Raw genomic sequence first — 24,509 nt, forward strand, 5'->3', positions numbered from 1 at the left:
GAGCGATTACGCACACTGCCCGAACACGTCTACAACCAGATGGTCATGGGCTGAAAAACGTGGGGATACCTCAGGGTCCAGCTCGTCGTAGATCGGCATGCCGCCGGCGTTGACGATGCCCATCTCCATGCCGGCCTTGATCGAACGGAACAGAAACACCGAATGGATCGCCTGGCGCACCATTTCGTTGCCGCGCAACGAGAACGACACGTTGGGAACACCGCCGGAAATATGGCAATGCGGCAGCGTGCGCTTGATCTCGCGGGTGGCTTGGATGAAGTCCACCGCGTCGTTGGCGTGCTCCTAGATGCCGGTGCCAGGGCAAAGAGATTCGGGTCGAAGATGATGTCTTCGGGTGGGAATCCCCTCTGCTCGGTCAGCACCTTGTAGGCGCGCGTGCAGATCTCCACCTTGCGTGCGCAGGTATCGGCCTTGCCCACTTCATCGAAGGCCATCACCACCGCGGCAGCGCCATAGCGCAGCACCTTGCGCGCCTGTTCGATGAACAGCGCTTCGCTTTGAGCAGGCCGGCTTGCGCAAATTCGCGCAAGGTCTGGGCCATCTCTTCCGGGGTTTCGTCGTACTCGCCGACGGCATTCGGCAGGCCGGCGTTTGGATGCGCACTGACGTAAGCATCGGCAATCTGCGCCAGCGTTTCTACGTGTGGGCGCAGATCCTTTGCACCGAGCGCGCAGTTCAAGCCCACCGGCAGCGGCCGCCCGTGCGCGACCGAGGCATAGAACGCCTGTGCAGTTTGGCCAGACAACGTGCGACCTGAGGCGTCGGTGATGGTGCCGGAGATCATCACCCGCCGCCGGCCGCCGCGTGCTTGGAACACTTCTTCGATCGCATACAGCGCGGCCTTGGCGTTGAGCGTGTTGAAGATGGTGTCCACCATCAGCGTATCGGCGCCGCCGTCGATCAAGCCGTCGATGGCTTCGCGATAGGTCTCGCGCAACGCATCGAAACTGGTGCTGCGATACCCGAGATCGTTGACGCCCGGGCTGATCGAAGCGGTGCGGCTGGTGGGGCCCAGCACGCCGATCACAAAGCGCGGTTGTGCGGGGTCAATGCTTCGAGGTCGTCGCGGCATGCGCGCGCGACCTGCGCGCCGGCCTTGTTCAATTCGTACACCAGATGTTCCAGGTGATAGTCGGCCTGGCCCACCGAGGTCGCATTGCAGGTATTGGTTTCCAGCAGGTCGCACCGGCGTCCAGATAGGCGCGATGGATGCCGGCGATGCTCTCCGCGCGGCTCAGCAACAGCAGATCGTTATTGCTCTTCAGATCGTGGCCTTCCGGAGCGTGGGCGTGATCGCAGCCCGGCCCGTGAACGTGCACCTGCGCGCTGTCGTAGCCGCCGGCAAAGCGCGTGCCGCGGTAGTCGGGCTCCTGCAGATCGCGGCGCTGGATCATGGTGCCCATCGCGCCGTCGATGATGAGGATGCGTTCGCGCAACGCAGCGTTGAGTTTTTCGGCGCGCTCGGGGTGCAGCCAGGGCAGGGAAAACGAGATTGCGGATTGCTGAGTTGTGCAGACGTCATGACCCGGTGCTCGGCAAGGCACTGCTCTTGCTTTCAACGACGACCGCATCGCGACTTCCGATTCCCGGCTTCATCGCAATCAACGAAATCACCTCGAAATGCGGCGGGCGCTTCTCGCGCGTCACCGTTTCCAGGCTTGACACGTCCAGCCCGGCTTTCTCGGCGAACTTGCGCAATTCCTTGGACGCAAAACCGAGGTTGACATGGCCGTAGGCATGCACGGCTGCGCGATGCTCGTGCTTGGCCAGGCTGCACAGCAGTAACCGGCCACCCGGGCGCAGCACGCGCGCGGATTCGGCCACCGCTTGCGCCGGTTTTGCCGCGTAGGTGAGCGCGTGCATCAGCACCACCAGGTCGAAGCTGGCATCGGGAAACGGCAGTGCATGCATGTCGCCCTCGCGTACTTCCACATTGCGCAGCTTGCGCAAGCGCTCGCTGGCGGCCGCGACCACGCGCGCACTGGTGTCGATGCAGATGTAGCGGGTGGCGTGCGGGGCCACCAGCTCGGCCAGCACGCCGTCGCCGGAAGCGATGTCGAGCACGTCGCCGGTTTCCAACAAGGGCAGTGCGGTGCGCGCCAGCGCTTCCCAGGTGCGACCGGGCGAGTAATGCCGCTCCATATCGCCGGCCACCGAATCGGCCCAGTTCTGATCGGCGGCGCGATTGGCCAGCACGGTGGCCACGCGCTCGGCGTCCTGGCGTAGCAGCGGGTCGTCGCTGCCGGTGCTCAGTGCCAGCCACAAGGCGCGCTGCGCCGGGTCCAGCGATACCTCATCGAAGCGGTAATAGGCCGACACGCCGGCGCGACGGTCGCGTACCAGCCCGGCTTCCTTGAGCTTGGCCAGGTGCGTGGACACGCGCGGCTGGGCCAGACGGGTGATGGCCGACAGCTCGGCCACGGTGAGTTCTTCCTGCTCAAGCAAGGTCAGCAGGCGCACTCGGGTAGCGTCGGCAAACACCTTCAGGCGCGCCGACCAGTCTTCCAGATCCATGAATATCTCTATATCGCGATATGGAGATATCTTCGGCCGGGGAGGGTGTGCGGTCAACTGCATACGCATGCGAATGGTATTGGCTACAATGGATGCTCAGCCTTAGCCTGGAGGGATGCGACGTGGATTTCAGCTTTACCGAAGAACAATTGATGATCCAGGATGTGGCGCGCCGCATCGCCCAGGAAAAGATCGCCCCCAGCGCCGAGCAGTTCGACCGCACTGGCGAGTTCCCGCTGGAGAACATCCGGCTGCTCGGCGAAAACGGCCTGATGGGCATCGAAGTGCCGGCCGAGTACGGCGGCGCCGGCATGGACCCGATCAGCTACGCGCTGGCGATGATCGAAATTGCCGCTGCCGACGGTGCGCACTCCACCATCGTGTCGGTCAATAACTCGCTGTTCTGCACCGGCATCTTGAAGAACGGCAGCGAAGCGCAGAAGCAGCTGTACGTACGTGCGATTGCCGAAGGTGCGCACATCGGTGCGTTCGCGCTGACCGAGCCACAGTCGGGCTCGGACGCCTCGGCGATGCGCTGCCGCGCGGTGAAACAAGCTGATGGCAGTTTCGTGATCAACGGCAAGAAGAGTTGGATCACCTCCGGCCCGGTCGCCAAGTACATCGTGCTGTTTGCAGTGACCGAGCCGGACAAGGGCTCGCGTGGCATCACCTCCTTCATGGTGGACGCCGACCGCGCCGGCTTCCATCGCGGCAAGACCGAACCCAAGTTGGGCATCCGTGCCTCGGCCACCTGCGAGATCGAGTTTGCCGCTTACATCGCGCAGCCCGATGACGTGCTGGGCGTGGAAGGCGAGGGCTTCAAGACCGCGATGAGCGTGCTCGACGCCGGCCGCATCGGCATCGCCTCGCAGGCGGTCGGCATCGCGCGTGCGGCCTACGAGGCCACGCTGGCCTATGTGAAGGAGCGCAAGGCCTTCGGCGTGGCCATCGGCACTTTCCAGATGACCCAGGCCAAGATCGCCGACATGAAGTGCAAGCTGGATGCGGCGCTGCTGCTCACGCTTCGCGCGGCCTGGTTGAAGGGGCAGGGGCGCAAGTTCGGCACCGAAGCGGCCGTGGCCAAACTCACCGCCTCGGAAGCGGCGATGTGGATCACCCATCAAGCGGTGCAGATCCATGGCGGCATGGGCTACTCGAAGGAAATGCCGCTGGAGCGTTACTTCCGCGATGCCAAGATCACCGAGATCTACGAAGGCACCTCGGAAATCCAGCGCCTGGTGATTGCGCGCGCCGAGACGGGTTTGCGCTGATCCTGGCGTGCTTCAGCACACCTCAGCGTGGTGGTGCTGGAGCGCCTGCGTGGTGTGTGAGCGCATTGATATCCGTCAAGGGATGTCGTACTCCGGCGTTTGCCGATCGTTTGCGCCAAGCCTGGATTGCGTTCAAGCGCGTCTGTGTTCTTTCATTCGTATGCGAGGGTGGTGAGCGCATCTGTTGCATCGCGGTGCGCGCATCTGCGCGGCATCTCGCAACCCGCTTGTGAGCGTGCACGCGGGCAGGCCACAATCGACGGTCTCCAGATCAGAGGGCGTGCCCATGTCCTTGCTCTCGCAGTTGCTTCGCCGCCGTACGCGGCCAGCCGTTATTGCAGCTGTTCTCGCATGTGCGTGCGTATCGACTGCCGCAATGCCGGTGCTCGCACAAACGCCGCCGCCCTCGATCGTGCCCACCGACCGCTTGCAGGAGGCGTGGTGGGCGCAGCGGCATGCGCAGGTGCTGGACGAGGTCAGGCGGCATCCGGACACGCCGCTGCTGATGATCGGCGATTCGATTACCCAGAACTACGAAAAATCCAAGGCGCCGGACGAAGCGTTTCAGCCGACCTGGCAGACCTTCTACGGCAGCCGCGGCGCGCTCAATCTGGGCTTCAGCGGCGACGGTACCGAAAACGTGTTGTGGCGGCTGGCCAACGGCGAGGTCGAGGGCCTGCAGCCCAAGGTCGCATTGGTGCTGATCGGCACCAACAACACCGGCCATCTCGGTCAGACCGCCGAGCAGACCCAGTTGGGCATCGACGCAGTGGTGGCGGCGATCGAGCAGAAGCTGCCGCGCACGCACATCTTGTTGGTGAGCGTGCTGCCCAGCGACATCTCCAGCGAGAAGTCGCGCCGCGATGCGCAGATCAACCAGGGCCTGGCGGTACGTTATGGCGACAATCCGCGTGTGAGCTATCTGGATGTAGGGTCGATCTTTCTGTGCGATGGCAAGCTGCGCACAGAGTTATTCTACGACACACGGTTCCGCCCGCCTGCCGGCGCCTTGCATCCGGACACGCAAGGCCAGCGCATGTTGGCCGAAGCGATCGAACCGACCCTTGCACGGCTGCTCGGCGAGCCGCCGGTCAAGCCGGTCGCCGAGCTCGGCCGCGATTTTGCGACGTCGCTGATTCCGGTCGATTGGCTAGAGCAAGACTCGTACGATTGGTATGCGCGTCATCATGCGGCGCTCGCCGCAGCGCGCACGCGCAAGCCGGACGTGGTGATGATCGGCGACTCGATCACGCATTTCTGGGCTGGCCCACCGCAGGCCACGCGCGTCAGTGGCGCGCAATCGTGGCAGTGGTTGTACGGCACGCGGCCGGTGCTGAATCTAGGCTTCGGCTGGGACCGCACCCAGAACGTGCTCTGGCGGATCCGTCAGGGCGAGCTCGACGGTCTGGATCCGCAATGGGTGGTGCTGCATCTCGGCACCAACAACCTCACCGGCACCGCGCAGTCCCGCGCGAGCACGCCGGCCGAGGCCGCGCAGGGCGTGGAGGCGGTGGTGAACGAAGTGCGTCGCCGCTTGCCCAACAGCAAGCTGATCCTGATGGCGATCATGCCGCGCGGCCGCCATGCGGGCGACGCACAGCGTGCACCGATCGCCGAGACCAACCGCTTGCTGGCCGCGCGCTATGCCAAGGATCCGTCAGTGCGTCTGGTCGATATCGGCAAGCAACTGCTGCAGCCCGACGGCACGTTGCCCGAGACGCTAATGCCTGACGGCACGCATCCCAGTGAAGCGGGCTATGCGATCTGGGCAAATGCGCTGCGCGAGGCGGGGATCACGGCCTCGCCATAGCCTTGCGCCTGCAGCAGCTTCGAATGAGGCTGCTGTCGTCAGGCCATATCGCTTTGCATGGCGCGCCCGCTGATACAGCGCAGCGGGGGGTGATCGCTTGACGCTCCGGTACCCACACACAGCCACTCATCCAGCCGACCGACAACCCGGCGACTCAGCAGCACGCAAGCATTTTCAGACACCAGAAACCAGAAGACCCCCGATCGCTCGGGGGTCTTTTTAAAACTGGTGCCCAGAAGAGGACTCGAACCTCCACGAAGTTGCCCCCGCTAGCACCTGAAGCTAGTGCGTCTACCAATTCCGCCACCTGGGCAAGGTGAGCCGCTAATTTTGCAGGCTCCTGACAAGCTTGTCAATGAGGGGCGTCGGCGATCTGCGCCTGGACGGGCCGGCTTTCAGCCCACATCACGGCTGCACGGGGTAATATGGTGGCAATGACCAAGAAAAACACCCCAGATTCCGATCGGCCGAGTCGCCGCAATTCCGCCAGCATTGACGAGCCCACCACCGCCGAAAAACAGAAGTTGCCGGGGTGGATGCCGGACTTTCTGGTTCGCGCCGCCGCTGGCGCCTCGACCAAGTCCGCCAACAAGCGCGCTGCCGATAAAGCGGCGCAGGTCTCGCCGGAGCTGCAAGTAGCGCCGCCGCTGCCTCAACCGCCGGCTCCGCGCGCACCGCATCCGCGCAAGAGCGGCCCGCCTGCGCCGCCGCCGGAACACCTGGTGCCAGTCCAGGTCGCCACTGCCGCTGCCGCTGAATTCAAGGACCCGCACGCCGATCGCGAAGCACTGCGTTACGCCGAGCCGATCGCCAGCCGCGAAGCCATCCTGCAGCTGCTCGAATCCTGCGACGGCCCGCAAACCGCCGAAGAAATCGCCGAACAACTGCATCTGAGCGACCGCATCGATGCGTTGGGCAAGCGCCTGTCCGCGATGGTGCGCGAAGCGCAGCTGGTGCAGAACCGCCTTGGCGGCTACGCACCTGTGCAGCAAACCAGCCTGATCGCCGGCGTGGTGATCGCCAATCCGGAAGGCTTTGGCTTCCTCAAGCCGGACGAAGGGGGCGACGATCTGTTCCTGCCGCCGTACGAAATGCGCAAGGTCATGCACGGCGATCGTGCGCTGGCCAACGTCACCGGCATTGACCGCCGCGGTCGTCGCGAAGGTGCGATTGCACGGGTGCTCGAACGCCGTATTTCGCGCATGCTCGGGCGCTTTTTCTACGAGCACGGCGTGGCCTACGTCGACCCGGACGACAAGCGCGTGCAACGCAATGTGCAGATCGCACCGGACGGCATCGGCGAAGCACGCGAGGGGCAGTTGGTGGTGTGCGAACTGATCGCGCCACCAGATGCACGTCGCCCCGCGATCGGCAAGATCATCGCGGTGCTTGGCGACAAGCTGACCCCGTCGCTGGTGGTGGAAATGGCCATCCACGGCCACGAACTGCCGCATGAATTCCCGCAGGAAGTGCTGGACGAAGCGGCTGCTGTGCCGCTGGTGGTCGAGCCGCAGATGATCGGCGGGCGTGTGGACCTGCGGCAGATGCCGCTGGTCACCATCGACGGCGAAGACGCCAAGGATTTCGACGACGCGGTGTATTGCGAATCCAACGCCGACGGGTTCCGTCTGGTGGTGGCGATTGCCGACGTGTCCAACTACGTGCGTCCCGGCACGCCGCTGGACAACGAAGCACAGAAGCGTGCCACCTCGGTGTATTTCCCGGGTTTTGTGGTGCCGATGCTGCCGGAGACGCTGTCCAACGGCATCTGCTCGTTGATGCCCAAGGTCGACCGCATGTGCTTCGTCTGCGACATGCAGGTGGGGCGCGATGGTGAAGTCACCGGCTCGCGTTTCTACGAAGCGGTGATGAACTCGCACGCACGCCTGACCTACAACCAGGTCTGGAAGGCAGTCGGCGAAGACGATGCCGACACCAAGGCCTTTATCGGCCCGTTGTTGCCGCAGGTGCAGCGTCTGCATCAGCTCTACAACGTGTTGTCCAAGGCGCGCACACATCGTGGCGCGATCGAATTCGAAACCTCCGAAGTACGCTTCGTGCTCGACAACGCCGGTGAGGTCACACAGGCCGGCATGCTGGTGCGTAACGATGCGCACAAGCTGATCGAAGAATGCATGATTGCTGCCAACGTGGAAGCCGCGCGTTATCTGCTTAGCATGCATGTGCCGGCGCCGTATCGCGTGCACGAGCGGCCGCCGGAGAGCAAGTTCGAAGACCTGCTGGAGTTTCTCAAGGAATTCCAGCTGAGCCTGCCGGCGTGGAGCAAGGTGCGCCCCGGCGACTACACCAAGTTGCTGAAGAAGGTGCGTGCGCGCCCGGATGCTGCCCTGCTGGAATCGGTGCTGCTGCGCAGCCAGAGCCTGGCGGTGTACTCGCCCGACAACAACGGTCATTTCGGTCTGGCATTGGATGCGTATGCGCACTTCACCTCGCCGATCCGGCGTTACCCGGATCTGCTGGTGCACCGCGCGATCAAGCATGCGTTGACCGGCGCCAGCCCGGAAAAATATATCTACGCCCCGCGTCAGATGGGGGCGTTGTCGCTGCAGTGTTCCGAGCGTGGGCGGCGTGCCGACGAGGCCGAACGCGAAGTCGACGAGCGTTATCGCGCCGCGTGGATGGAAAAGCATGTCGGCAGCCAGTTCGATGGCGTGATCAGCGGTGTGACCGGGTTCGGCCTGTTCGTGGAATTGAACGAATCCAAGGTCAACGGCCTGGTGCATGTCACCCAGTTGCCGCAGGACTATTACCAGTTCGATCCGATCCGCAAGACGCTCAGTGGCGAGCGTCGTGGCCGCGCATTCCGCCTGGGCGACCCGGTGCGGGTGCTGGTGCTCAAGGCGAGCATGGAAGAGCGCAAGATCGACTTCCGCCTGGCCGAAGATCGCGGCGATTCGCCCGAACCGCCGCCGCCGCGCGCTCAGCCGGCCAAGCGCAAGAAGAAGCAGTACTAAAAGTGGCTAACAAAACTGCGCAGGGGTTTTGACAGCCGCTCTTAGCGTGTCGACACCATCGCGAGCATCCGTTTGGCGGCTGCTCGCGGTGCGTACGAAGACGGCAGCAGGCCGCTGCTGCGAAGGCTCTCCACCGTCACCGCCGTCCAAACCACGGCCGTGACGTGGCAGGCCGCAGGCCCTACCATTCCTCTTTATCTCTTCGTATGCCCGCGCAATGAGCAAGCAGAATCAGTGGATCGTCGGCGTCAACGCCGTTGCCTCGTCGGTCGAGAACGACGCCGATAACGTGCGCGAAGTGTTGATCGAAGCCGGTAGCAAGAATCCGCGCCTGACCGAGATCGAAGAGCAGGCGCGCAGCAAGGGCATCGAGGTACGTCGCGTCAACACGCAGGCGCTTGACGGCGTCGGTGGGCAGCTCCGCCACCAGGGCGTGGTCGCGCGCTACGCTGCCGCGCGGCTGTGGGCCGAAAGCGAGCTCGAAGCGTTGGTGACCGCCGCCGAAGGACGTGCGCTGCTGCTGATCCTGGATGGCGTGCAGGACCCGCACAATCTCGGCGCCTGCCTGCGTAGCGCCGCCGCCGCCAGCGTCACTGCGGTGGTGATTCCCAAGGACAAGTCGGCCACCGTCAATGCGACCGTGCGCAAGACCTCGGCCGGTGCGGCCGATCGGATTCCGGTGGTGGCAGTGACCAATCTGGCGCGTTGCCTGCGCGATCTGCAGAAGCAGGGCGTGTGGCTGTATGGCCTGGCCGGCGAAGCCGAAGCCTCGTTGTATAGCGTGGACCTGCGCGGCAATGTCGGGCTGGTGCTCGGTGGCGAGGCCGATGGCCTGCGTCGGCTCACGCGCGAGCATTGCGATGGCCTGGTCAAGATTCCGATGCCGGGCGATATCGAAAGCCTCAACGTGTCGGTGGCGGCTGGTGTGACCTTGTTCGAAGCCGTGCGCCAGCGCCTGGGCGCGTAATCGCATTGGCGCGTGAGGACGTATGCGTGCGGATTGAGCGCTAGACCGAAGGCGCATCGTTCAACACGCGCGCGTCGCATGGCCCATAACAATCGTGCAGTGCGCGCACGCTTGCGCAGATGTCGATAGCGATGTGTTGCCGATCGCAAACGCAGCGCTTGTGCATCAGCACTTTCGACAACACGCGTATCGATCACCGACGCGCGCGTGTTTTATTGCCTACGATGGTGCCAGCAAACGGCGTGTGGTATCTCATGAATCGTGGGGCGGGTGCCTGTCATACAGGTCAGAGCACGTGCGCCCTTAGGACGTCAGCACGAAGAGATAGGCAGTCGCAGCGCTGGTTGCGTGGCTGTGCCTGCTTGCTGCTGGCGTTGTGCTCGCGCGTTGCAATTGCCGCACCCGCGGGGACGGCGCAATTGCGCGACTATGCGATCGATAGCTGAATTTCGCGTAATGGATTGCCGCACAACTTGCTGCGCGATTTCGCCAGACCCGCGACGTCTATCTGTGGTTCGCCACCTGGGAAGGCCTGGTGCGCTATAACGGGCTGGAATTCAGCGTCATCGATCGCAGCACGCGCCCCGGCTTGCCGGATAACGGCGTCGGTGCGTTGTATGTCGATCGCAATGGCGCACTGTGGCTGAGCGATGCACGCGGCAATCTGGTGCGTCACAGCGCCGATGGGCACTGGCGGCGCTGGGAGCGCCGAGGGCAGTGGCCGCAAGCGCTGATCCACGCAATGACCATGATGCGTAAGGCCGGATGTGGTTGTTGTTCGAAGGGCGCAGTCTTGGCTGCCTGTGCCCGGATGGGCACTTCGCGTATTTCCCGCCGCGCGATGGCTTGCCGTTGCAGCGCAGCTTCCCGCGCATGGTGTTCGACGACCAGGGCGGCTGCTGATCGGTACGCTCGACGGGTTGATCTACCGCGAGCCGGAAGGACGCATGTATCGTGCCCCGGCAGCGTTCGGCCTGCCGCCCGGCCTGGCATGGCCGTACCGCGCGCCAGACGGCGCCGTCTGGGTCGTCGCGGGCGAGCGGTTGTATCGCCTGTAGGGCAAGCGCGCCCAGCTGAGGCATCGCGTGCCGGGGCAGGAACACTTCACGGCAATGTTGCAGGATCGCCACGGCGACCTGTGGGTGGGGCCCTATGCCGATGGCGTGTTCGTCTTGCGCGCTGGACACGTGCTGCGGCACTACGGCCAAGCCGAGGGCATTCCCAGCGGGCAGATCCGCGCCATCGTGATCGACGACCACGCGACGGTGTGGTTGGCCACGCAGCGCGGCATGGCGTGGTGAAGTTGGCGGATGGCAGGCGAGCGGCGTTGAACATCGACGGCTTGCCCGATGGTGTGGTGACTGCGCTGGCGCGCATTGGTGGCGCGCTGTGGATCGGGTCGGTCGATGGCGCCGCAGTGCTGCGCGATGGCACGTGGATCAGCAGCAATCGCGGCGTCTTGCGCACCGAACTCAGCACGCTCAACGCCGTCGCCGATGGACGCGGCCGGCTGGCCATCGAACGTTATGGCGAAATCGATGGCATGGCCAACGCGCAGGCCCATGGCAGTTCCGGCCCGCGCATGATCGCGCGCGCCGACGGCTCGGTTTGGGTGGTCACTGCAGGCGGCGTCAGCATGGTTGCCCCGACGCGGTTGCAGCGCTTTCGCAAGCGCCGCGCGCCGCCTGCATTGATCGAGAGCGTGCAGCAGGATGGTCGCCCGTTGGCCTGGCGCCAGCAGGCAAAGTTGGCCGGCGGACATCGCTTGAATGTGTCCTAAGTCGGCATGAGTTTTCTTTTGCCGGAACGGATTGAGGACCGCACCCGTCTGGAAGGCCTGGACAGCGACTGGACCGAACGTGGCCGCCAGCGCAACGTGGAATTCATCGGCTTGCCGCCGGGTCGCTATCGCCTGCAGGTGGCCGCCCGGCATCCTGGCGGCACGGGGAGCCCGCACCAAGCGATGTGGGCACTGCGATGTGGGCATTCGAGGTCCTGCCGCTTTGGTGGCAACGCCATGACGTGCGTTTTGCTGCGGTGCTGGGCGCGATGCTTGCGCTCGCCTTGTTGTATCGGCTGCTGTTACATCGCTCCAAGACCCACAATGCACGCTTGGCCGACCTGGTGCGCAAACGCACTGAAGATCTGCAATTGCAGGCGCAGCGCCTGCTGCAGGCCAATCAGGAAAAGAGCGAACTGCTGACCCAGCTGCGGATCGAATCCGACGTGTTCGAGCTTCAGGCGCATGAAGACACCTTGACCGGGCTGCCCAATCGTCGCCACTTCGACGAAGCGTTGGCACGTGAGATCAGCTATGCACGCCGCAGTGGTCGCCCGCTGGTGTTGGCGATTCTGGATATCGATCACTTCAAACGCATCAACGATCACTACTCGCACGCCAGTGGCGATACCGTGCTGCACGAACTAGGTGGGTTTCTCACTGCTGCCGCACGCGCCTCGGATCTGCCGGCCCGCCTGCGCGGCGAAGAGTTCGCCCTGCTGCTCGCCGACACCACGCTGGGCCAAGCGCAGGCGCTGTGCCTGCGCATCCGCGCGCGGTTCCATGCGCGCCACGACTGGGGCGGCGTGGACGGCCTGCAAGCGGCCTTCAGTGCCGGCGTGGCCGAGCTGCGCGATGACGACACCGGCGCATCGCTGATGCAGCGTGCCGACCACGCGTTGTACGAAGCCAAGCGTGCAGGGCGCGACCGGATCTGCGTAGGGTAGGGTTGGGAATCGGGAATAGCGGAATCGCAAAAGCGAGGCGCCTAGCGCTTCCCGTCTCCTGCGGGAGAAGGTGCCCCGCAGGGGCGGATGATGGTACGGCCGCACGCAGTAGTACCGCCAAATGCAGATTTTTTAAGCAGAGAAACCCAACTGTTTTTGCGAATCCCCAATCCCCAATGCCCAATCCCCGCTCAAACAGGCCCCGGCCAAGCATTGGCGATCTTGCAGAACAGCCGCGCGGTCTGCTCGGTGTCGTACACCGCGCTATGCGCATCGGCCGCATTCCAATCCAGGCCCGCGGCTTGTGCCGCGCGCGCCAGCACGGTCTGCCCGTACGCCACACCGGCCAGGGTCACGGTGTCGAACACGCTGAACGGATGAAATGGATTGCGTTTGTGGCCCACACGCGCAACCGCCGCGTTGAGGAAGTTCAGATCGAAATGCGCGTTGTGGCCGACCAGGATCGCGCGCTGGCAGCCATACTTTTTCACCGCCGCACGCACCGGCGCGAACACATGATCCAGCGCGTCTTTCTCCTGCTTTGCGAAGCGGAATGGGTGGTCGAGCACGATGCCGGTGATTTCCAGCGATTTCGGGTCGATCTCCAGGCCGGGTGCCGGCACCAGATGCGCGCTGGCGGTTTGGCCGGGGGAAAAGCGACCGTCTGCATCCATTTCGATCGGTACGCAGGCGATTTCCAGCAGCGCGTGCTTGTTCCAATCGAACCCACCGGTTTCCACATCCACCACCACGGGCAGATAGCCGCGGAACCGCCGCGACATGGGCAAAAAGGAGGAGCCAGGCTGTAGGTCGAGCAGTTCGTTCATCTGCATAGCCTAGCAGGTCGCAGCCGGGCTCGATCGTTGCCTATGCCTGTCACGCAGGCCATTCGGGCAAAGCGATCCTGCAAAAAAAAGCTGCCCTGTGTTGCCACGGATCGGGCCTGTTCGACGACGCGTTCGATAGCCCGCGTCAGTGACCGCCGACCACACTCGCGATCAAACAGGTGACCACTGCAATCAACACGTAATTGTTGTCCACCTGGCGCCATTCGTGCCCGCGCGGCGGCTTGTTCAGATGATGCGTGCGGTAGTCGGCAACGCGGTTGCTGCGATGGTCCGGCGCCAGCCGCTCGCCGCGCAGCTAAGGCGGGCCACGACGATCGTTGCGGTGATCGTCGTTACGCGTGCTGCGGCGATCGTCGCGTTTGTCATCGTGCCTGTTGTCGTCACGGCGCTCGTTGCCGCGATCATCGTGACGCTGCGCATTGCGGTCGCGCTCATTATCGCGGTCGCGGTCGTTATGCTGCTGAGGCGCAGCGAACGCTGCACCGGACATCAGCAGCGCCAAAGCCATGAAAGATCCAATGATGCGTTTCATCTGCGGACTACTGCGTCACAGGAACGCCCTGTTTGATTTCACTCCAGGCCTGTTGAGCTCAATACGTAATGAGAAGCCGTTGAGGCCTGTTCTCAGCATGTCGATAAGTCGCGACGGCACGCGTCCTGGATCAGATGACGCAGGTGGTGTCGTCGCGCTTCAATCGCGGCGGCAGCGGCTGCTCGCCATGCACCAGGAACCACACGTTCTCGGCGATGTTGGTGGCGTGGTCGCCGATGCGTTCCAGATTCTTGGCCATGAACAGCAGATGCGTGCAGGGAGTGATGTTGCGCGGGTCTTCCATCATGTAGGTCAGCAATTCGCGGAACAGCGCTGTGTACTGCGCATCCAGGCGTGCATCTTCATCGCGTACGCGAATCGCCGCATCGGCATCCTTGTTGCGATAGGCCTGCACCGCTTCGCGCACGGCATGCGCGGCCATCTGACCCAGCGCACGCAGGCCCACGGTCTGCGGCAGCGGCGGTGCGCAATTGAGCGCGATCGAGCGCTTGGCGACGTTGGCCGCGTAATCGCCGATGCGTTCGATATCGGCCGGAATGCGCAGGCCGGCCAGGATTTCGCGCAGATCGCGCGCCATCGGACCACGCAACGCCAGGCGCATCACGTCGTGGCTGATCGCATGCTCCAGCGCGTCGATCGCCTTGTCGTTGACCACGATCCGATGCGCTGCGTTGTCGTCGCGACGCTCCACCACATCCAGTGCGGCTTCCAGCTGCGCCACCGCCGTGTCGCCCATGCGCACGATCTCGGCGACAAGACGGTGCTGCTCCTCGTCGTAGCTTTTGACGATATGGTCGTTGAGGTGCTGGTTCATCGTGATCTCGATTCGTGGCAGTGGTGGATGTCCGCCGTGACCTTGGCGACATCGCACGTGATGCGGATGTCGTGCCGGTCGGTGCGGCGGAGCTGCGTCAATGCGGCGTTGCGATGGGGTGCCCTACATCAACCGAAACGACCGGTGATGTAATCCTCGGTTTGCTGCTTGGACGGCTGGGAAAAGATCGTTTCGGTGCGGTCGTGTTCGATCAGGTCGCCCAGATACATGAAGGCGGTGTAGTCGGACACGCGTGCGGCCTGCTGCATGTTGTGGGTCACGATCACGATGGTGTATTCGCGCTTGAGTTCTTCCACCAACTGTTCGATGCGGCTGGTGGAAATCGGGTCCAGCGCCGAGGTCGGTTCGTCCAGCAACAACACATCCGGCCGCAGCGCCACCGCACGTGCGATACACAGGCGCTGCTGCTGACCACCAGACAGACCCAGCGCGCTTTGCCCCAGTTTGTCCTTGACCTCGTCCCAGAGCGCGCCTTGACGTAAGGCGTGTTCGACACGGTTGTGCATGTCGGCCTTGGACAGTTTTTCGTGGTGACGAATGCCGTAGGCGACGTTTTCGAAGATCGTCATCGGAAACGGCACCGGCTTCTGAAACACCATGCCGACCTTGCTGCGCAGCCGGTTCATCGGGTATTTCTGCGAGAGGATGTTCTCACCGTCCAGCACCACTTCGCCACGCGCTTGCATCTTCGGATACAGCGCGTAGATGCGGTTGAAGATGCGCAGCAAGGTCGACTTGCCGCAGCCGGACGGCCCGATCAGCGCGGTGACGCGCTTTTCCGGAATCTCGATGTTGATGCTCTTGAGCGCATGGTACTTGTCGTAATAAAAATCCAGATTGCGCGCGGCCACCTTTATCGGTGCCTGCGCGGTCGGCGACCCCTTGGCGGCCGGGACAGCGATGCGATGCATCTGCTTGGCGTTTCGGAGATCGTTCATGTCGGGTGTCCGGAAGGAGAGATCAGTCATTGGAAATCTTGTTGCGCAACAGCAGCGCGCGTGCGCCCAGGCTGATCAACAACACGAACACGGTCAGCACCAGCGCACCAGACCAGGCCAGGGTCTGCCAGGACTCGTAAGGGCTACCGGCGAATTGATTCATGATTACCGGCACGCTGGCCATCGGCTGCAAGATGTTGCTGTTCCAGTATTGATTGCCGAAGGCGGTGAACAGCAGTGGCGCGGTCTCGCCACTGATGCGTGCCAGCGCAAGCAGAATACCGGTCAGGATGCCGGCCGACGCGCTGCGATAGAGCACCTGCACGGTGACTTTCCACTGCGGAATGCCGAGCGACAACGCCGCTTCGCGCATCTGCGCCGGCACCAGACGCAACATTTCGTCGGTGGTCCGCACTACCACCGGCAGCACGATGAAGGCCAGCGACAGCGCACCGGCAAATGCCGAGAAGCGCCCGCCGGTCTGCATCACGTACAGCGTGTAGACGAACAGGCCCAACACGATTGACGGCGCCGACAACAGGATGTCGTTGACAAAGCGCACCACCAGGCCGGTCTTGCGCGCATTGCCGTACTCGGCCAGCCAGGTGCCGGCGGCAATGCCGAGGGGGGTACCGATCGCCAGCGCCAGGCCGCACATCACTGCACTGCCGAAGAAGGCGTTGAGCAAGCCGCCTTCCTGCATCGGCGGCGGTGTCATCTTGGTAAACAGATTGACGCTGATGCCCGGTACGCCCTTGGACATCAAGGTCCACAGGATCCAGGCCAGGAAGAACAGCCCGAACAGGGCGGTGACGCACGACAGCAGCAGCGCCACCGCGTTGATCACGCGGCGGCGGTTGTAGAGGGATTGCGAGACCGAGGACATCAGTTGCCCTCTCGACGCGACAGCTGCATCAGCATGAAGCGCGCAATCGCCAGAACAATAAAAGTCACGATGAACAGCACGAAGCCGAGCAGCAACAATGCCGAGCGATAGGTCTCGGTGGCCTCGCCGAAGTCATTGGCGATCAATGCAGCGATGGTGGTGCCAGGCTCCAGCAGCGACGGCGACAGCCGTACCGTGTTGCCGACCACGAAGGCCACCGCCATGGTTTCGCCGAGCGCACGGCCCAGGCCCAGAAACACGCCGCCGATCACCGCAGAGCGGGTGTACGGCAGCACGATGTCCCAGCTGACTTCCCACTTGGTCGACCCCAGCGCGTAGGCCGATTCCTTCAAGCGCGTGGGCACGGTCAGAAATACTTCGCGCATCACTGAAGAGATGAACGGAATCACCATGATCGCCAGCACAAAGCCTGCGGTCAGCAAGCCGATCCCCAGCGGCGGACCCTGAAACAGCGGGCCGATCAGCGGCAGCGTGCCGAGGTGATCGTTGAGCCAGGGCGTCACGTGTTCTGTCATCACCGGCACCAGCACGAACAGGCCCCACATGCCGTAGATGATCGAAGGGATGCCGGCCAGCAATTCGATCGCGGTGCCGACCGGGCCGCGCAACCAGCGTGGCGCCACTTCGGTGAGAAAGAACGCGATACCAAAACTCACCGGCACCGCAATCACCATCGCGATCAACGCGGTGACCAAGGTGCCGTAGATCGGCGCCAGCGCGCCATATTTGTTTTCGACCGGATTCCAGTCGGCGGAGTAGAAGAAGCTCAGCCCCTGCGCCTGCAAGGCATGACGTCCGCCCCACAGCATCGACAGCGCGGCGCTGCCGAGCGCCAACAGGACGAAAACGACCGTGGCGGCCAATGCAAGCTTGAACAGGCGATCGGCACGCGCATCGCGCAGGTCGCTGCCGCGTGGTGCGGTCATCGCTTTGGGAATGGCGGTGGCATTCATTCGATTTGACTCGTCACCCACGCAATGGCGGGAGCGTGAGACAGCAGGAACGGCAAGGCGCCCGCAGGCACTTCACCGCAGCGCAACCCGCCACAACAGCGGGTGCAGGGAATTACTTGAACTTGCTGGCCCAGTAGGCCTGGATCTGCTTTACCAGCTCCGGCGGCAGCGGCACATAATGCAGTTCGCTGGCCTGAGTCTGACCGTTTTCCAGCGCCCACTTGAAGAAGTCCAGTGTCGCCTTGCTGCGCGCCGCATCCTTGGGCTGCTTGTGCATCAGCATGAAGTTGGTGGCGGTGATCGGCCAGGCCTTCTCGCCCGGTGCGTTGGTGATCACCAGGTTGAAATCCTTGGCGTTGGCCCAGTCGGCGCTGGCGGCTGCGGCGGCGAAGCTTTCCGCATTCGGCTTCACCCACTGGCCGGCCGCATTCTGCAGCGAGGCGTAAGGCATCTTGTTCTGCAGTGCGTAGGCCAGTTCGACATACCCGATCGAATCCTTGATCTGCTGCACGTACGAGGCCACACCTTCATTGCCCTTGCCGCCGACGCCGCCCGGCCATTGCACGGAGGTGCCTTCGCCGACCTTGCTCTTCCACTCCGGGCTGACCTTGGACAGGTAGTTGGAGAAGTTGAAGGTGGTGCCCGAACCATCGGAGCGGTGCACCAGGTTGATCTTGGTCGCCGGCAGGGTCACGCCCGGGTTGGCCGCGACGATCGCCGCGTCGTTCCACATCGTGACCTTGCCGAGGAAGATGTCGCCCAGCAACGCGCCGGTCAACCGCAGCTTTCCCGGTGCGATGCCTTGCAGATTCACCACCGGCACCACGCCTCCGATTGCCGATGGGAACTGGCCCAGCCCGGCCTGCTGCAGTTCGGCGCTGTCAAGCGGCTTGTCGGTCGAACCGAAGTCCACCGTGCCGGCCTTGATCTGCGCAATACCACCGCCGGAACCGATCGACTGATAGTTCACCTTGTTGCCGGTGGCGGCGTTGTAACCGGCCGACCACTTGGAGACCAGCGGGTAGATGAAGGACGCACCGGCACCGGAGATCTCGGCGCTCTTGCTGTCGCCGGCGGTGGCGCCTGCGCTGGGAGCGCCCTTGGCGGCGTCGCCGGACTGCGCATCCTTGCCGGGCGAGCATGCCGCCAGGGCGAGGGCGATGGTGAGAGACAGAGCGGTCAGGCTGGCCGACTGCAGTTTCATGGAAGCTCCGAGGATGGATTGGCCGGGGTATCCGGCGGACCACGCTATGAAATGATGTTTTTGTTACGCGTGCATGACAGTGCCTTTTGGAAAAGGCATCACAAAAAAGACGCGACCCTGATAAGGGCCGCGTCCCGGTGCCGACGCCGGGGAGAGCGACGGCGTCGTTCCTGCGCCTATCGCTTTCTCTTACTTGGGCAGATTTTTGGCCCAGTAGCCTTCAATCTTGGTCACCAAGCTGTCAGGCAACGGCACGTAGTCCAGCTGTTTGGCCTGCGCATCGCCCTTGCTGTAGACCCAGCGGAAGAACTCCAGTGTGTTCTTGAGGCCTTCCGGGCTCTTGGGCTTCCTCTGCACCAGGATGAAATTGGTGGCGGTGATCGGCCAGGCGTTGTCGCCGGCGGCGTTGGTCATCACCAGGTAGAAGTCCTTACTGTTGGCCCAGTCGGCGCTGTTGGCAGCGGCGGCGAAGGTTTCATCCGACGGCTGCACGAACTTGCCGGCGGCGTTCTTCATCGCGGTGTAGGCCATCTTGTTCTGCAGCGCATACGACAACTCGACGTAGCCGATGCCGCCCTTGATCTGCTTCACATAAGCGGCCACGCCCTCGTTGCCCTTGCCGCCGATGCCGGTCGGCCACTGCACCGCGGTGCCTTCGCCGACCTTGCGCTTCCAATCCGGGTTGACCTTGGACAGATAGTTGGTGAAGTTGAAGCTAGTGCCCGAACCATCCGAGCGATGCACCACGGTGATCTTGCCCTCGGGCAGCTTCACGCCCGGATTGAGCGCGGCGATGGCCGGATCGTTCCAGGTGCTGACCTTGCCAATGAAGATGTCGCCCAGGGTCTTGCCATCCAGCTTGAGCGCGCCGGGTGCGATGCCCGCCACGTTGACCACCGGCACCACGCCGCCGATCACCGAGGGGAACTGCGCCAGACCGGCCGCGGCCAGTTCTTCCGGCTTGAGCGGGGCATCGGACGAGCCGAAGTCCACACTGGCCGCCTTGATCTGGGCAATGCCGCCGCCCGAACCGATCGATTGATAGTTGACCTGCTTCTTGGTGGCCGCGTTGTAATCGGCCGACCACTTGGACATCACCGGATAGATGAACGACGCACCGGCGCCGGTGACATCGGCGGCCTGGGCACACAGCGCCAGCGAGGCGGCAAGCACGCCCACGGCCAGACGGGTCTTCAAAAAATGGATCACGGAACAACTCCTGTAGCGAAGGGATAAGGACGTCCAGCCTGCGTGCCATTGCAGGGCAGGGGCATGACCGCGTGGTGTCGGAGAGATGACATTGACATGACGGTGTTGCGCCGGAGCGCCTTGCCGGGTGTGGCTAAGATGGTTGCCGCCGTAGCGCCAAGAAGCGCGCGCCCTACTGCCGAACCGTTGCTCACTTACCAATAGAACTGCGCACGCGCCTCAACGATCGAGGGGTTGTCGTCGACCAGACCACGCGTGGCGCTGCTGTAACGGGTGCTTTCCACCTTGGCGTAGTCGAGGGCGAACTTAAAGTTTGAGCGCCAGTACCAGTTGGCACCGATCGTCCACACATCCATCTTGCCGCCCAGCACGCCGTCCACGAACGGGGTGCTGCCGTTGGAGACCAGACGGCCGTCGTTGAGATCCAGGGTGTCGTAACGCATTGCCAGCTGCCACAGGCCGGAGGCGGGTGCGTTCGGCAGCGGGGTGGTCGGCACGCCGGCCTTGTAGCCCCATGTCTCGCCGGTGATGTTCCAGACGCCGCTGACGTACCAGCCACCGCTCTTGTAATCGTTGGCGTTGTTGCCGATGCGCTTGGCGTTTTCCTGGAAGAATTCGCTCTGCAGCTTGAACGGGCCGGTGATCCACATCGCCTCGGCACTGGCCACACCCACGCTGTCCACGTTGGTGATGGCGCCGCTGTCGATCAGGCGGATGGTGGTCAGGTCGGCATCCGGACGCGCGCGCAGGCGCAGGGTGTCGTCGTCGGTGTCGTACCCCAGGTAGCTGAGGCCGACGTGCAGCACGTTGCCGCTTTCGTTGATCGGTGCCCAGGTGCTGCGCGCACCGTAGCCGCTGCCATGGGCCTGATTACGGGTCAGTTCGCGACCGAACGCACTGGCGGTCACGCTCCAGTTGTTGTCGCCCATGCCGTAGGCCACGCCCAGCCGGCGCGAGATGCCGTAGGTGTTGGTCACTGCGGCCTTGGAGACGAAGTCATTGGTCTTGGTGCTAGACAGTTCTTCCAGACTGTTGGGCTGCTTGAACTGACCGATCTGCAGATAGTTGTTGGCGTTGCCGGCGAACTTGTACTTGACGTTGTTGTCGAGGAAGCGCCCGGTGCTGCGGATGGTGGTGCTGCGGATGGTGACTTCCTTCAGCACGCTCGGGTCATAACCGGCCACCCATTCGACATTGCCCGGCCCCTTGCCCTTGAGCACCAGCTCGGCGCGGCGGATGCTGAATTCGGAATTGTCGCCATTGGCGCCGATCGGGCCATTGAGGTCCTGCACATCGTTGTGGAACCAGTTGCCGTCTGCCTGGACCAGGCCTTCCAGCGAGATTTCCGAGCCGCCGATCACATCGATGGCGATCTCGGCGTGCGCAGCGGGCGCAGCCAGTGCCAGCAGCAGGGCGGAGCCGAGCAGGGTAGGAGAACGTTTCATGGGTGCGTTGCGACCTGACGAGAAAGTGAGCGCAGGCTATGGCGTGAAAGTTACGTTAAAGTGACAACTTCGAACCGCATCGCAATCATATTTTTGTCAATTAAGACAAACATTTACGGGTATTTTATTTTTGTCATTGTGTGTCATAAGTCTGAACGAAAACCATTTTGTGACAGTTGCGATGACGCCGCTGCACATGCCTCTGGCTGGCTCAAGCTTATGACGACCTGAATCGATGCCCTGAAATGCCGGCCAATCAAGCGCTTATGCGTAGCACCACTTGCGCAGCGCTTTCTAAATTGTTATGTTAGAGACCATGTATCTAAAATTAATCCGTTTGCTGTTGGTCTGCCTACTTGCGCTCACCGCGTGGTCGGTAGCCAATGCGCACGATCGCATCCACGATGCGCTTGTGGGCGACGGCTTGGCGGTGATGGCGGATACTGGCGAAGAACGTAACGCAGCCGAAGATCTGCAGGACGACGGGGACGCACAGACCCAGGTCGATCCCCATTGTGCAGACGACATCCCCTTGCTCTCCCAAGCATGGTCAGTGGTCGCACGCTATTTCCCCTCTTGGTACGCGCACTACGCGCCGGCATCTCAAAAACGCGACCTGATCACGCAACTGCGTCCTCCTAACGCACTGCGCGCCTGATCCTTCGTCTGTCGCGTCAACCGGTGTGCCCACCGGACTTCTTTTGATTTGTTCGTCTTTGCAATTCGCGGTTTGCGCCGTGGATCGCCATCCGTTGCCTATGAGGTACTCCCATGGAAAGTTTGCTAGAAGGTTTTCGTCATTTCCGCAAGGAAGTGTATCCGCGCCAGAGTGCGCGCTTTCAGGAACTGGCCGGTGGCCAGAGTCCGCACACGTTGTTCATTACGTGCGCCGATTCGCGCGTCATGCCGGAGCTGATCTTCTCCGCCCAGCCTGGCGAATTGTTCGTCTATCGCAACATCGGCAATGTCGTGCCGCCTTACTCGCAACACGTGAGTGGCGTTGTCGCAGCGATCGAGTACGCCATCGCCGTGCTGGGTGTGCGTCACATCGTGATCTGCGGCCATACCGATTGCGGCGCCATGAAAGCGGTGCTCAAGCCGGAATCGCTGGAAGACGTGCCGTCCGTGGTGGCGTGGCTCAAGCACACCGACTCCGCGCGTCATGTCACCGCGCATTACGGACACGACCCGCACAGTCAGGACGCGTTGGACTGCATGACCGAAGAGAACGTGGTCTCGCAGCTGGACCATTTGCGGACGCAGCCGGTGGTTGCGGCACGTCTGGCCGCTGGCACCTTGCGCATCCACGGCTGGATCTATGACATCGCCCATGGCGAGATCCGCGCCTTCGATGCCGAGAAGGGTGGCTTCCGTCCGTTGTTGGCGGAAAACACCCCCGAAGCCACCCCACGTCCGCGACTGCAGCAACAAGTCGTGCGCGCTGAACTGGCCTGACGGAGCACATGATGAACACATCAGATATCGGCGGATATTTCCGTCAAGGACTGTTCGGGCGTGATTTGTTGGCGTCTGTCGTTGTTTTACTCGTCGCGCTCCCGCTATGCATGGGGATTGCAATCGCATCCGGCATGCCGCCCGCCGCAGGCCTGATCACCGGCATCATCGGTGGTTTGGTCGTTGGCTTTCTGGCGGGCTCTCCGTTGCAGGTGAGTGGGCCTGCCGCCGGCCTGGCTGTGTTGGTGTTCGAACTGGTCCGGGAGCACGGCATTGCCGCGCTCGGGCCGGTGATCCTGTTGGCCGGTGCGATTCAGTTGGTTGCCGGCCTGTGCCGCGCAGGCGTGTGGTTCCGCATGACATCGCCGGCTGTGGTGGCCGGCATGTTGTCCGGTATCGGCATCCTGATCGTGGCCTCGCAAGTGCATGTGTTGATGGACGCCTCACCCAAGGCGCGCGGTCTGGAAAACTTCGCTGCATTGCCCGCCGTGTTGTGGCAGGCGATCACCGAAGGCACCGGCCGCACCGCGTTGTTCGTGGGCCTGGCCACCATCGGCATTATCTTGGCGTGGGACAAGCTGTGTCCGCAGCGTCTGCGATTGCTGCCGGGTGAGTTGATTGCGGTGGTAGCGGTGACGGCTGCGGTGCAGTTGCAGGGCTTGAACCTCGCCAAGGTGGATGTGCCCACCAACCTGTTCTCTGCGATCAGCATCCCCAGCATCTCGGACATGTTTGGCGTGTTCAACGCGACCTTGCTGGTGTCTGCAGTGACGTTTGCCTTCATCGCCAGCGCCGAGACCTTGCTGTCGGCGGCGGCGGTGGATCGCATGCACCAGGGCGCACGCACGAACTACGACCGTGAACTGGCTGCGCAGGGCGTAGGCAATATGTTGTGCGGTTTCCTCGGCGCATTGCCGATGACCGGCGTGATCGTGCGCAGCGCGGCCAACGTGCAGGCCGGTGCGGCCACCCGTACTTCCACGGTATTGCATAGTGGTTGGCTGTTGGTTTTCGCGGTGCTGTTGCCGTGGCTGCTGCGGATGACGCCGGTGGCGTGTCTGGCCGGTATCCTGATCTACACGGGTGTGAAGATGATCAAGATCGGGCAGGTCAAGGAGCTTGCGACCTATGGTCGTGGCACTGCGGCCATCTATCTGGCGACCACGTTCGCGATCGTGGCGACCGACCTGCTGACCGGGGTGTTGATCGGCTTCGGTCTGTCGTTGTTCCGTCTGGCTTTGCATTCTTCGCGCCTGAAGGTGGACGTGCGTGAGCACGAGCACAAGAAGGACGAAATGCATCTGACCATGCAGGGTTCGGCAACGTTCCTGAAGGTGCCGGCGATGGCACGTACGCTGGAAAGCGTGCCGCCGAATACGGCGCTGCATCTGGATGTGGCCAAGCTGCACCACGTCGACCATGCCTGCATCGAGTTGCTGCGCGACTGGAGCCGAAATGCGGCGTCGCGCGGCTGCGAGCTGGTGGTGAACTGGAGCGAGCTGGATCGACGTGTGGAAGGTCAGCCAACGGTGGAAAGCGTGCTGGTCGAACAGCACGTCGAACACGCCAAGGCGGCGTAAAACTGCTGTAAACATGCGGCGTTCGCGCCGGGTGGCGTCTGTCCTGACCGGATGATGCATGGCGCCGTAAGACGCATCATCCGGTCGCGATTTTTTTATCTCGGGCGATCGGGTAGCAGGCAGCAGTGCGTCTCGATGGCGCTGAACAAAACAGCGCTCAAGTTGTCACTGGGCGTCTTTGTTGGATGAGTGAGCCCAGTGTGCTTTAGGCAGGCCGGTGCCGCGTGCAAGTGGCTGTTTCTGCGCGTTGCTGTTGTTGCGGTTACGACCGGAAACCAAGTTTTGTCAGCTGCCTCA

16 protein-coding genes, 1 tRNA gene and 4 pseudogenes are annotated in these 24,509 nt (G+C 63.0%); 8 read left to right on the forward strand and 13 right to left on the reverse strand.

Translation table 11 applies throughout. The features are described from left to right. Window positions 1-57 precede the first annotated feature (57 nt). The 3 genes and pseudogenes from XpopCFBP1817_RS03915 to XpopCFBP1817_RS03925 all read right to left on the reverse strand — a co-directional run. Window positions 58-521: pseudogene (locus XpopCFBP1817_RS03915) on the reverse strand (dihydropteroate synthase); the annotation flags it as partial. Further along, window positions 521-1,565, reverse strand: a pseudogene (locus XpopCFBP1817_RS03920) (homocysteine S-methyltransferase family protein); the annotation flags it as partial. The pseudogenes XpopCFBP1817_RS03915 and XpopCFBP1817_RS03920, both read right to left, overlap by 1 nt. Next, window positions 1,540-2,535 carry an ArsR/SmtB family transcription factor gene (locus XpopCFBP1817_RS03925; RefSeq protein ID WP_167393818.1) on the reverse strand — a complete coding sequence of 332 codons (996 nt, stop codon included), beginning with the start codon at window positions 2,533-2,535 and terminating at the stop codon, window positions 1,540-1,542. The gene XpopCFBP1817_RS03925 and the pseudogene XpopCFBP1817_RS03920, both read right to left, overlap by 26 nt. A gap of 92 nt (window positions 2,536-2,627) precedes the next feature. Here XpopCFBP1817_RS03925 and XpopCFBP1817_RS03930 point away from each other — a divergent pair, with 92 nt between their 5' ends. After that, the gene (locus XpopCFBP1817_RS03930) at window positions 2,628-3,806 is read left to right on the forward strand and encodes an acyl-CoA dehydrogenase family protein (protein ID WP_167393819.1); all 1,179 of its coding nucleotides are present in this window, start codon (window positions 2,628-2,630) and stop codon (window positions 3,804-3,806) included. A 376-nt stretch (window positions 3,807-4,182) separates the two neighbouring features. After that, a complete protein-coding gene (locus tag XpopCFBP1817_RS03935) occupies window positions 4,183-5,616 on the forward strand; it encodes a platelet-activating factor acetylhydrolase IB subunit (RefSeq protein ID WP_128416082.1) in 1,434 nt (477 codons plus the stop codon). Between the two features lie 226 nt (window positions 5,617-5,842). On the opposite strand, the gene XpopCFBP1817_RS03940 is transcribed toward XpopCFBP1817_RS03935, so the two are convergent. Next, a tRNA-Leu gene (locus tag XpopCFBP1817_RS03940) sits at window positions 5,843-5,929 on the reverse strand. 121 nt (window positions 5,930-6,050) lie between these two features. On the opposite strand from XpopCFBP1817_RS03940, the gene rnr reads away from it, so the two are divergent. The 3 genes and pseudogenes from rnr (at window position 6,051) to XpopCFBP1817_RS03955 (ending at window position 12,285) form a co-directional block, all read left to right on the forward strand. Then, window positions 6,051-8,591: a ribonuclease R gene (rnr, locus tag XpopCFBP1817_RS03945; RefSeq protein WP_128416083.1), complete on the forward strand. Its 2,541-nt coding sequence runs from the start codon at window positions 6,051-6,053 to the stop codon at window positions 8,589-8,591. A gap of 217 nt (window positions 8,592-8,808) precedes the next feature. Further along, window positions 8,809-9,558, forward strand: coding sequence for a 23S rRNA (guanosine(2251)-2'-O)-methyltransferase RlmB (gene rlmB, locus XpopCFBP1817_RS03950; RefSeq protein WP_128416084.1), 750 nt, complete (start codon window positions 8,809-8,811; stop codon window positions 9,556-9,558). A 446-nt stretch (window positions 9,559-10,004) separates the two neighbouring features. After that, window positions 10,005-12,285: pseudogene (locus XpopCFBP1817_RS03955) on the forward strand (diguanylate cyclase domain-containing protein). A gap of 191 nt (window positions 12,286-12,476) precedes the next feature. On the opposite strand, the gene rnt reads toward XpopCFBP1817_RS03955, so the two are convergent. The 9 genes and pseudogenes from rnt to XpopCFBP1817_RS04000 form a co-directional block, all read right to left on the reverse strand. After that, a complete protein-coding gene (gene rnt / locus XpopCFBP1817_RS03960) occupies window positions 12,477-13,118 on the reverse strand; it encodes a ribonuclease T (protein ID WP_128416085.1) in 642 nt (213 codons plus the stop codon). A gap of 139 nt (window positions 13,119-13,257) precedes the next feature. Further along, window positions 13,258-13,665, reverse strand: a pseudogene (locus tag XpopCFBP1817_RS03965) (RcnB family protein). 130 nt (window positions 13,666-13,795) lie between these two features. Beyond that, window positions 13,796-14,500: a phosphate signaling complex protein PhoU gene (gene phoU, locus XpopCFBP1817_RS03970; RefSeq protein WP_128416086.1), complete on the reverse strand. Its 705-nt coding sequence runs from the start codon at window positions 14,498-14,500 to the stop codon at window positions 13,796-13,798. Window positions 14,501-14,628: 128 nt separating this feature from the next. After that, window positions 14,629-15,459 carry a phosphate ABC transporter ATP-binding protein PstB gene (pstB, locus tag XpopCFBP1817_RS03975; protein ID WP_128416087.1) on the reverse strand — a complete coding sequence of 277 codons (831 nt, stop codon included), beginning with the start codon at window positions 15,457-15,459 and terminating at the stop codon, window positions 14,629-14,631. A gap of 22 nt (window positions 15,460-15,481) precedes the next feature. Then, window positions 15,482-16,345: a phosphate ABC transporter permease PstA gene (gene pstA / locus XpopCFBP1817_RS03980; RefSeq protein WP_128416088.1), complete on the reverse strand. Its 864-nt coding sequence runs from the start codon at window positions 16,343-16,345 to the stop codon at window positions 15,482-15,484. Continuing rightward, on the reverse strand, window positions 16,345-17,319 hold the full coding sequence (gene pstC, locus XpopCFBP1817_RS03985; protein WP_128416089.1) for a phosphate ABC transporter permease subunit PstC: 975 nt from the start codon (window positions 17,317-17,319) through the stop codon (window positions 16,345-16,347). The genes pstA and pstC overlap by 1 nt, the downstream gene beginning before the upstream one ends. A 112-nt stretch (window positions 17,320-17,431) precedes the next feature. After that, on the reverse strand, window positions 17,432-18,523 hold the full coding sequence (gene pstS / locus XpopCFBP1817_RS03990; protein WP_128416090.1) for a phosphate ABC transporter substrate-binding protein PstS: 1,092 nt from the start codon (window positions 18,521-18,523) through the stop codon (window positions 17,432-17,434). A 189-nt stretch (window positions 18,524-18,712) separates the two neighbouring features. After that, window positions 18,713-19,732: a phosphate ABC transporter substrate-binding protein PstS gene (gene pstS / locus XpopCFBP1817_RS03995; RefSeq protein WP_167393821.1), complete on the reverse strand. Its 1,020-nt coding sequence runs from the start codon at window positions 19,730-19,732 to the stop codon at window positions 18,713-18,715. Window positions 19,733-19,926: 194 nt separating this feature from the next. Then, window positions 19,927-21,177: an OprO/OprP family phosphate-selective porin gene (locus XpopCFBP1817_RS04000; protein WP_128416091.1), complete on the reverse strand. Its 1,251-nt coding sequence runs from the start codon at window positions 21,175-21,177 to the stop codon at window positions 19,927-19,929. 337 nt (window positions 21,178-21,514) lie between these two features. Between XpopCFBP1817_RS04000 and XpopCFBP1817_RS04005 the strand changes: the two genes are divergently transcribed. The 3 genes from XpopCFBP1817_RS04005 to XpopCFBP1817_RS04015 all read left to right on the forward strand — a co-directional run bounded on the left by XpopCFBP1817_RS04005 (window position 21,515) and on the right by XpopCFBP1817_RS04015 (window position 24,212). Next, window positions 21,515-21,835 carry a hypothetical protein gene (locus tag XpopCFBP1817_RS04005; RefSeq protein WP_128416116.1) on the forward strand — a complete coding sequence of 107 codons (321 nt, stop codon included), beginning with the start codon at window positions 21,515-21,517 and terminating at the stop codon, window positions 21,833-21,835. Window positions 21,836-21,948: 113 nt separating this feature from the next. Continuing rightward, window positions 21,949-22,632 carry a carbonic anhydrase gene (locus XpopCFBP1817_RS04010; RefSeq protein ID WP_128416092.1) on the forward strand — a complete coding sequence of 228 codons (684 nt, stop codon included), beginning with the start codon at window positions 21,949-21,951 and terminating at the stop codon, window positions 22,630-22,632. Window positions 22,633-22,643: 11 nt separating this feature from the next. Further along, window positions 22,644-24,212 carry a SulP family inorganic anion transporter gene (locus tag XpopCFBP1817_RS04015; RefSeq protein ID WP_128416093.1) on the forward strand — a complete coding sequence of 523 codons (1,569 nt, stop codon included), beginning with the start codon at window positions 22,644-22,646 and terminating at the stop codon, window positions 24,210-24,212. Window positions 24,213-24,509 lie beyond the last annotated feature (297 nt).

Origin of the sequence: Xanthomonas populi (assembly GCF_002940065.1) — a bacterium.
GTDB classification, from domain to species: domain Bacteria; phylum Pseudomonadota; class Gammaproteobacteria; order Xanthomonadales; family Xanthomonadaceae; genus Xanthomonas; species Xanthomonas populi.

Bases quoted from the DNA above. Each gene is read 5' to 3' on its own strand.
- phoU (WP_128416086.1), bottom strand. From the start codon at position 14,500: ATGAACCAGCACCTCAACGACCATATCGTCAAAAGCTACGACGAGGAG.
- XpopCFBP1817_RS04000 (WP_128416091.1), bottom strand. From the start codon at position 21,177: ATGAAACGTTCTCCTACCCTGCTCGGCTCCGCCCTGCTGCTGGCACTG.
- pstA (WP_128416088.1), bottom strand. From the start codon at position 16,345: ATGTCCTCGGTCTCGCAATCCCTCTACAACCGCCGCCGCGTGATCAAC.
- rnt (WP_128416085.1), bottom strand. From the start codon at position 13,118: ATGCAGATGAACGAACTGCTCGACCTACAGCCTGGCTCCTCCTTTTTG.
- pstB (WP_128416087.1), bottom strand. From the start codon at position 15,459: ATGAACGATCTCCGAAACGCCAAGCAGATGCATCGCATCGCTGTCCCG.
- rnr (WP_128416083.1), top strand. From the start codon at position 6,051: ATGACCAAGAAAAACACCCCAGATTCCGATCGGCCGAGTCGCCGCAAT.
- XpopCFBP1817_RS04015 (WP_128416093.1), top strand. From the start codon at position 22,644: ATGAACACATCAGATATCGGCGGATATTTCCGTCAAGGACTGTTCGGG.
- XpopCFBP1817_RS04010 (WP_128416092.1), top strand. From the start codon at position 21,949: ATGGAAAGTTTGCTAGAAGGTTTTCGTCATTTCCGCAAGGAAGTGTAT.
- XpopCFBP1817_RS03935 (WP_128416082.1), top strand. From the start codon at position 4,183: ATGCCGGTGCTCGCACAAACGCCGCCGCCCTCGATCGTGCCCACCGAC.
- pstS (WP_128416090.1), bottom strand. From the start codon at position 18,523: ATGAAACTGCAGTCGGCCAGCCTGACCGCTCTGTCTCTCACCATCGCC.
- XpopCFBP1817_RS03925 (WP_167393818.1), bottom strand. From the start codon at position 2,535: ATGGATCTGGAAGACTGGTCGGCGCGCCTGAAGGTGTTTGCCGACGCT.
- XpopCFBP1817_RS03930 (WP_167393819.1), top strand. From the start codon at position 2,628: ATGCTCAGCCTTAGCCTGGAGGGATGCGACGTGGATTTCAGCTTTACC.
- pstC (WP_128416089.1), bottom strand. From the start codon at position 17,319: ATGAATGCCACCGCCATTCCCAAAGCGATGACCGCACCACGCGGCAGC.
- rlmB (WP_128416084.1), top strand. From the start codon at position 8,809: ATGAGCAAGCAGAATCAGTGGATCGTCGGCGTCAACGCCGTTGCCTCG.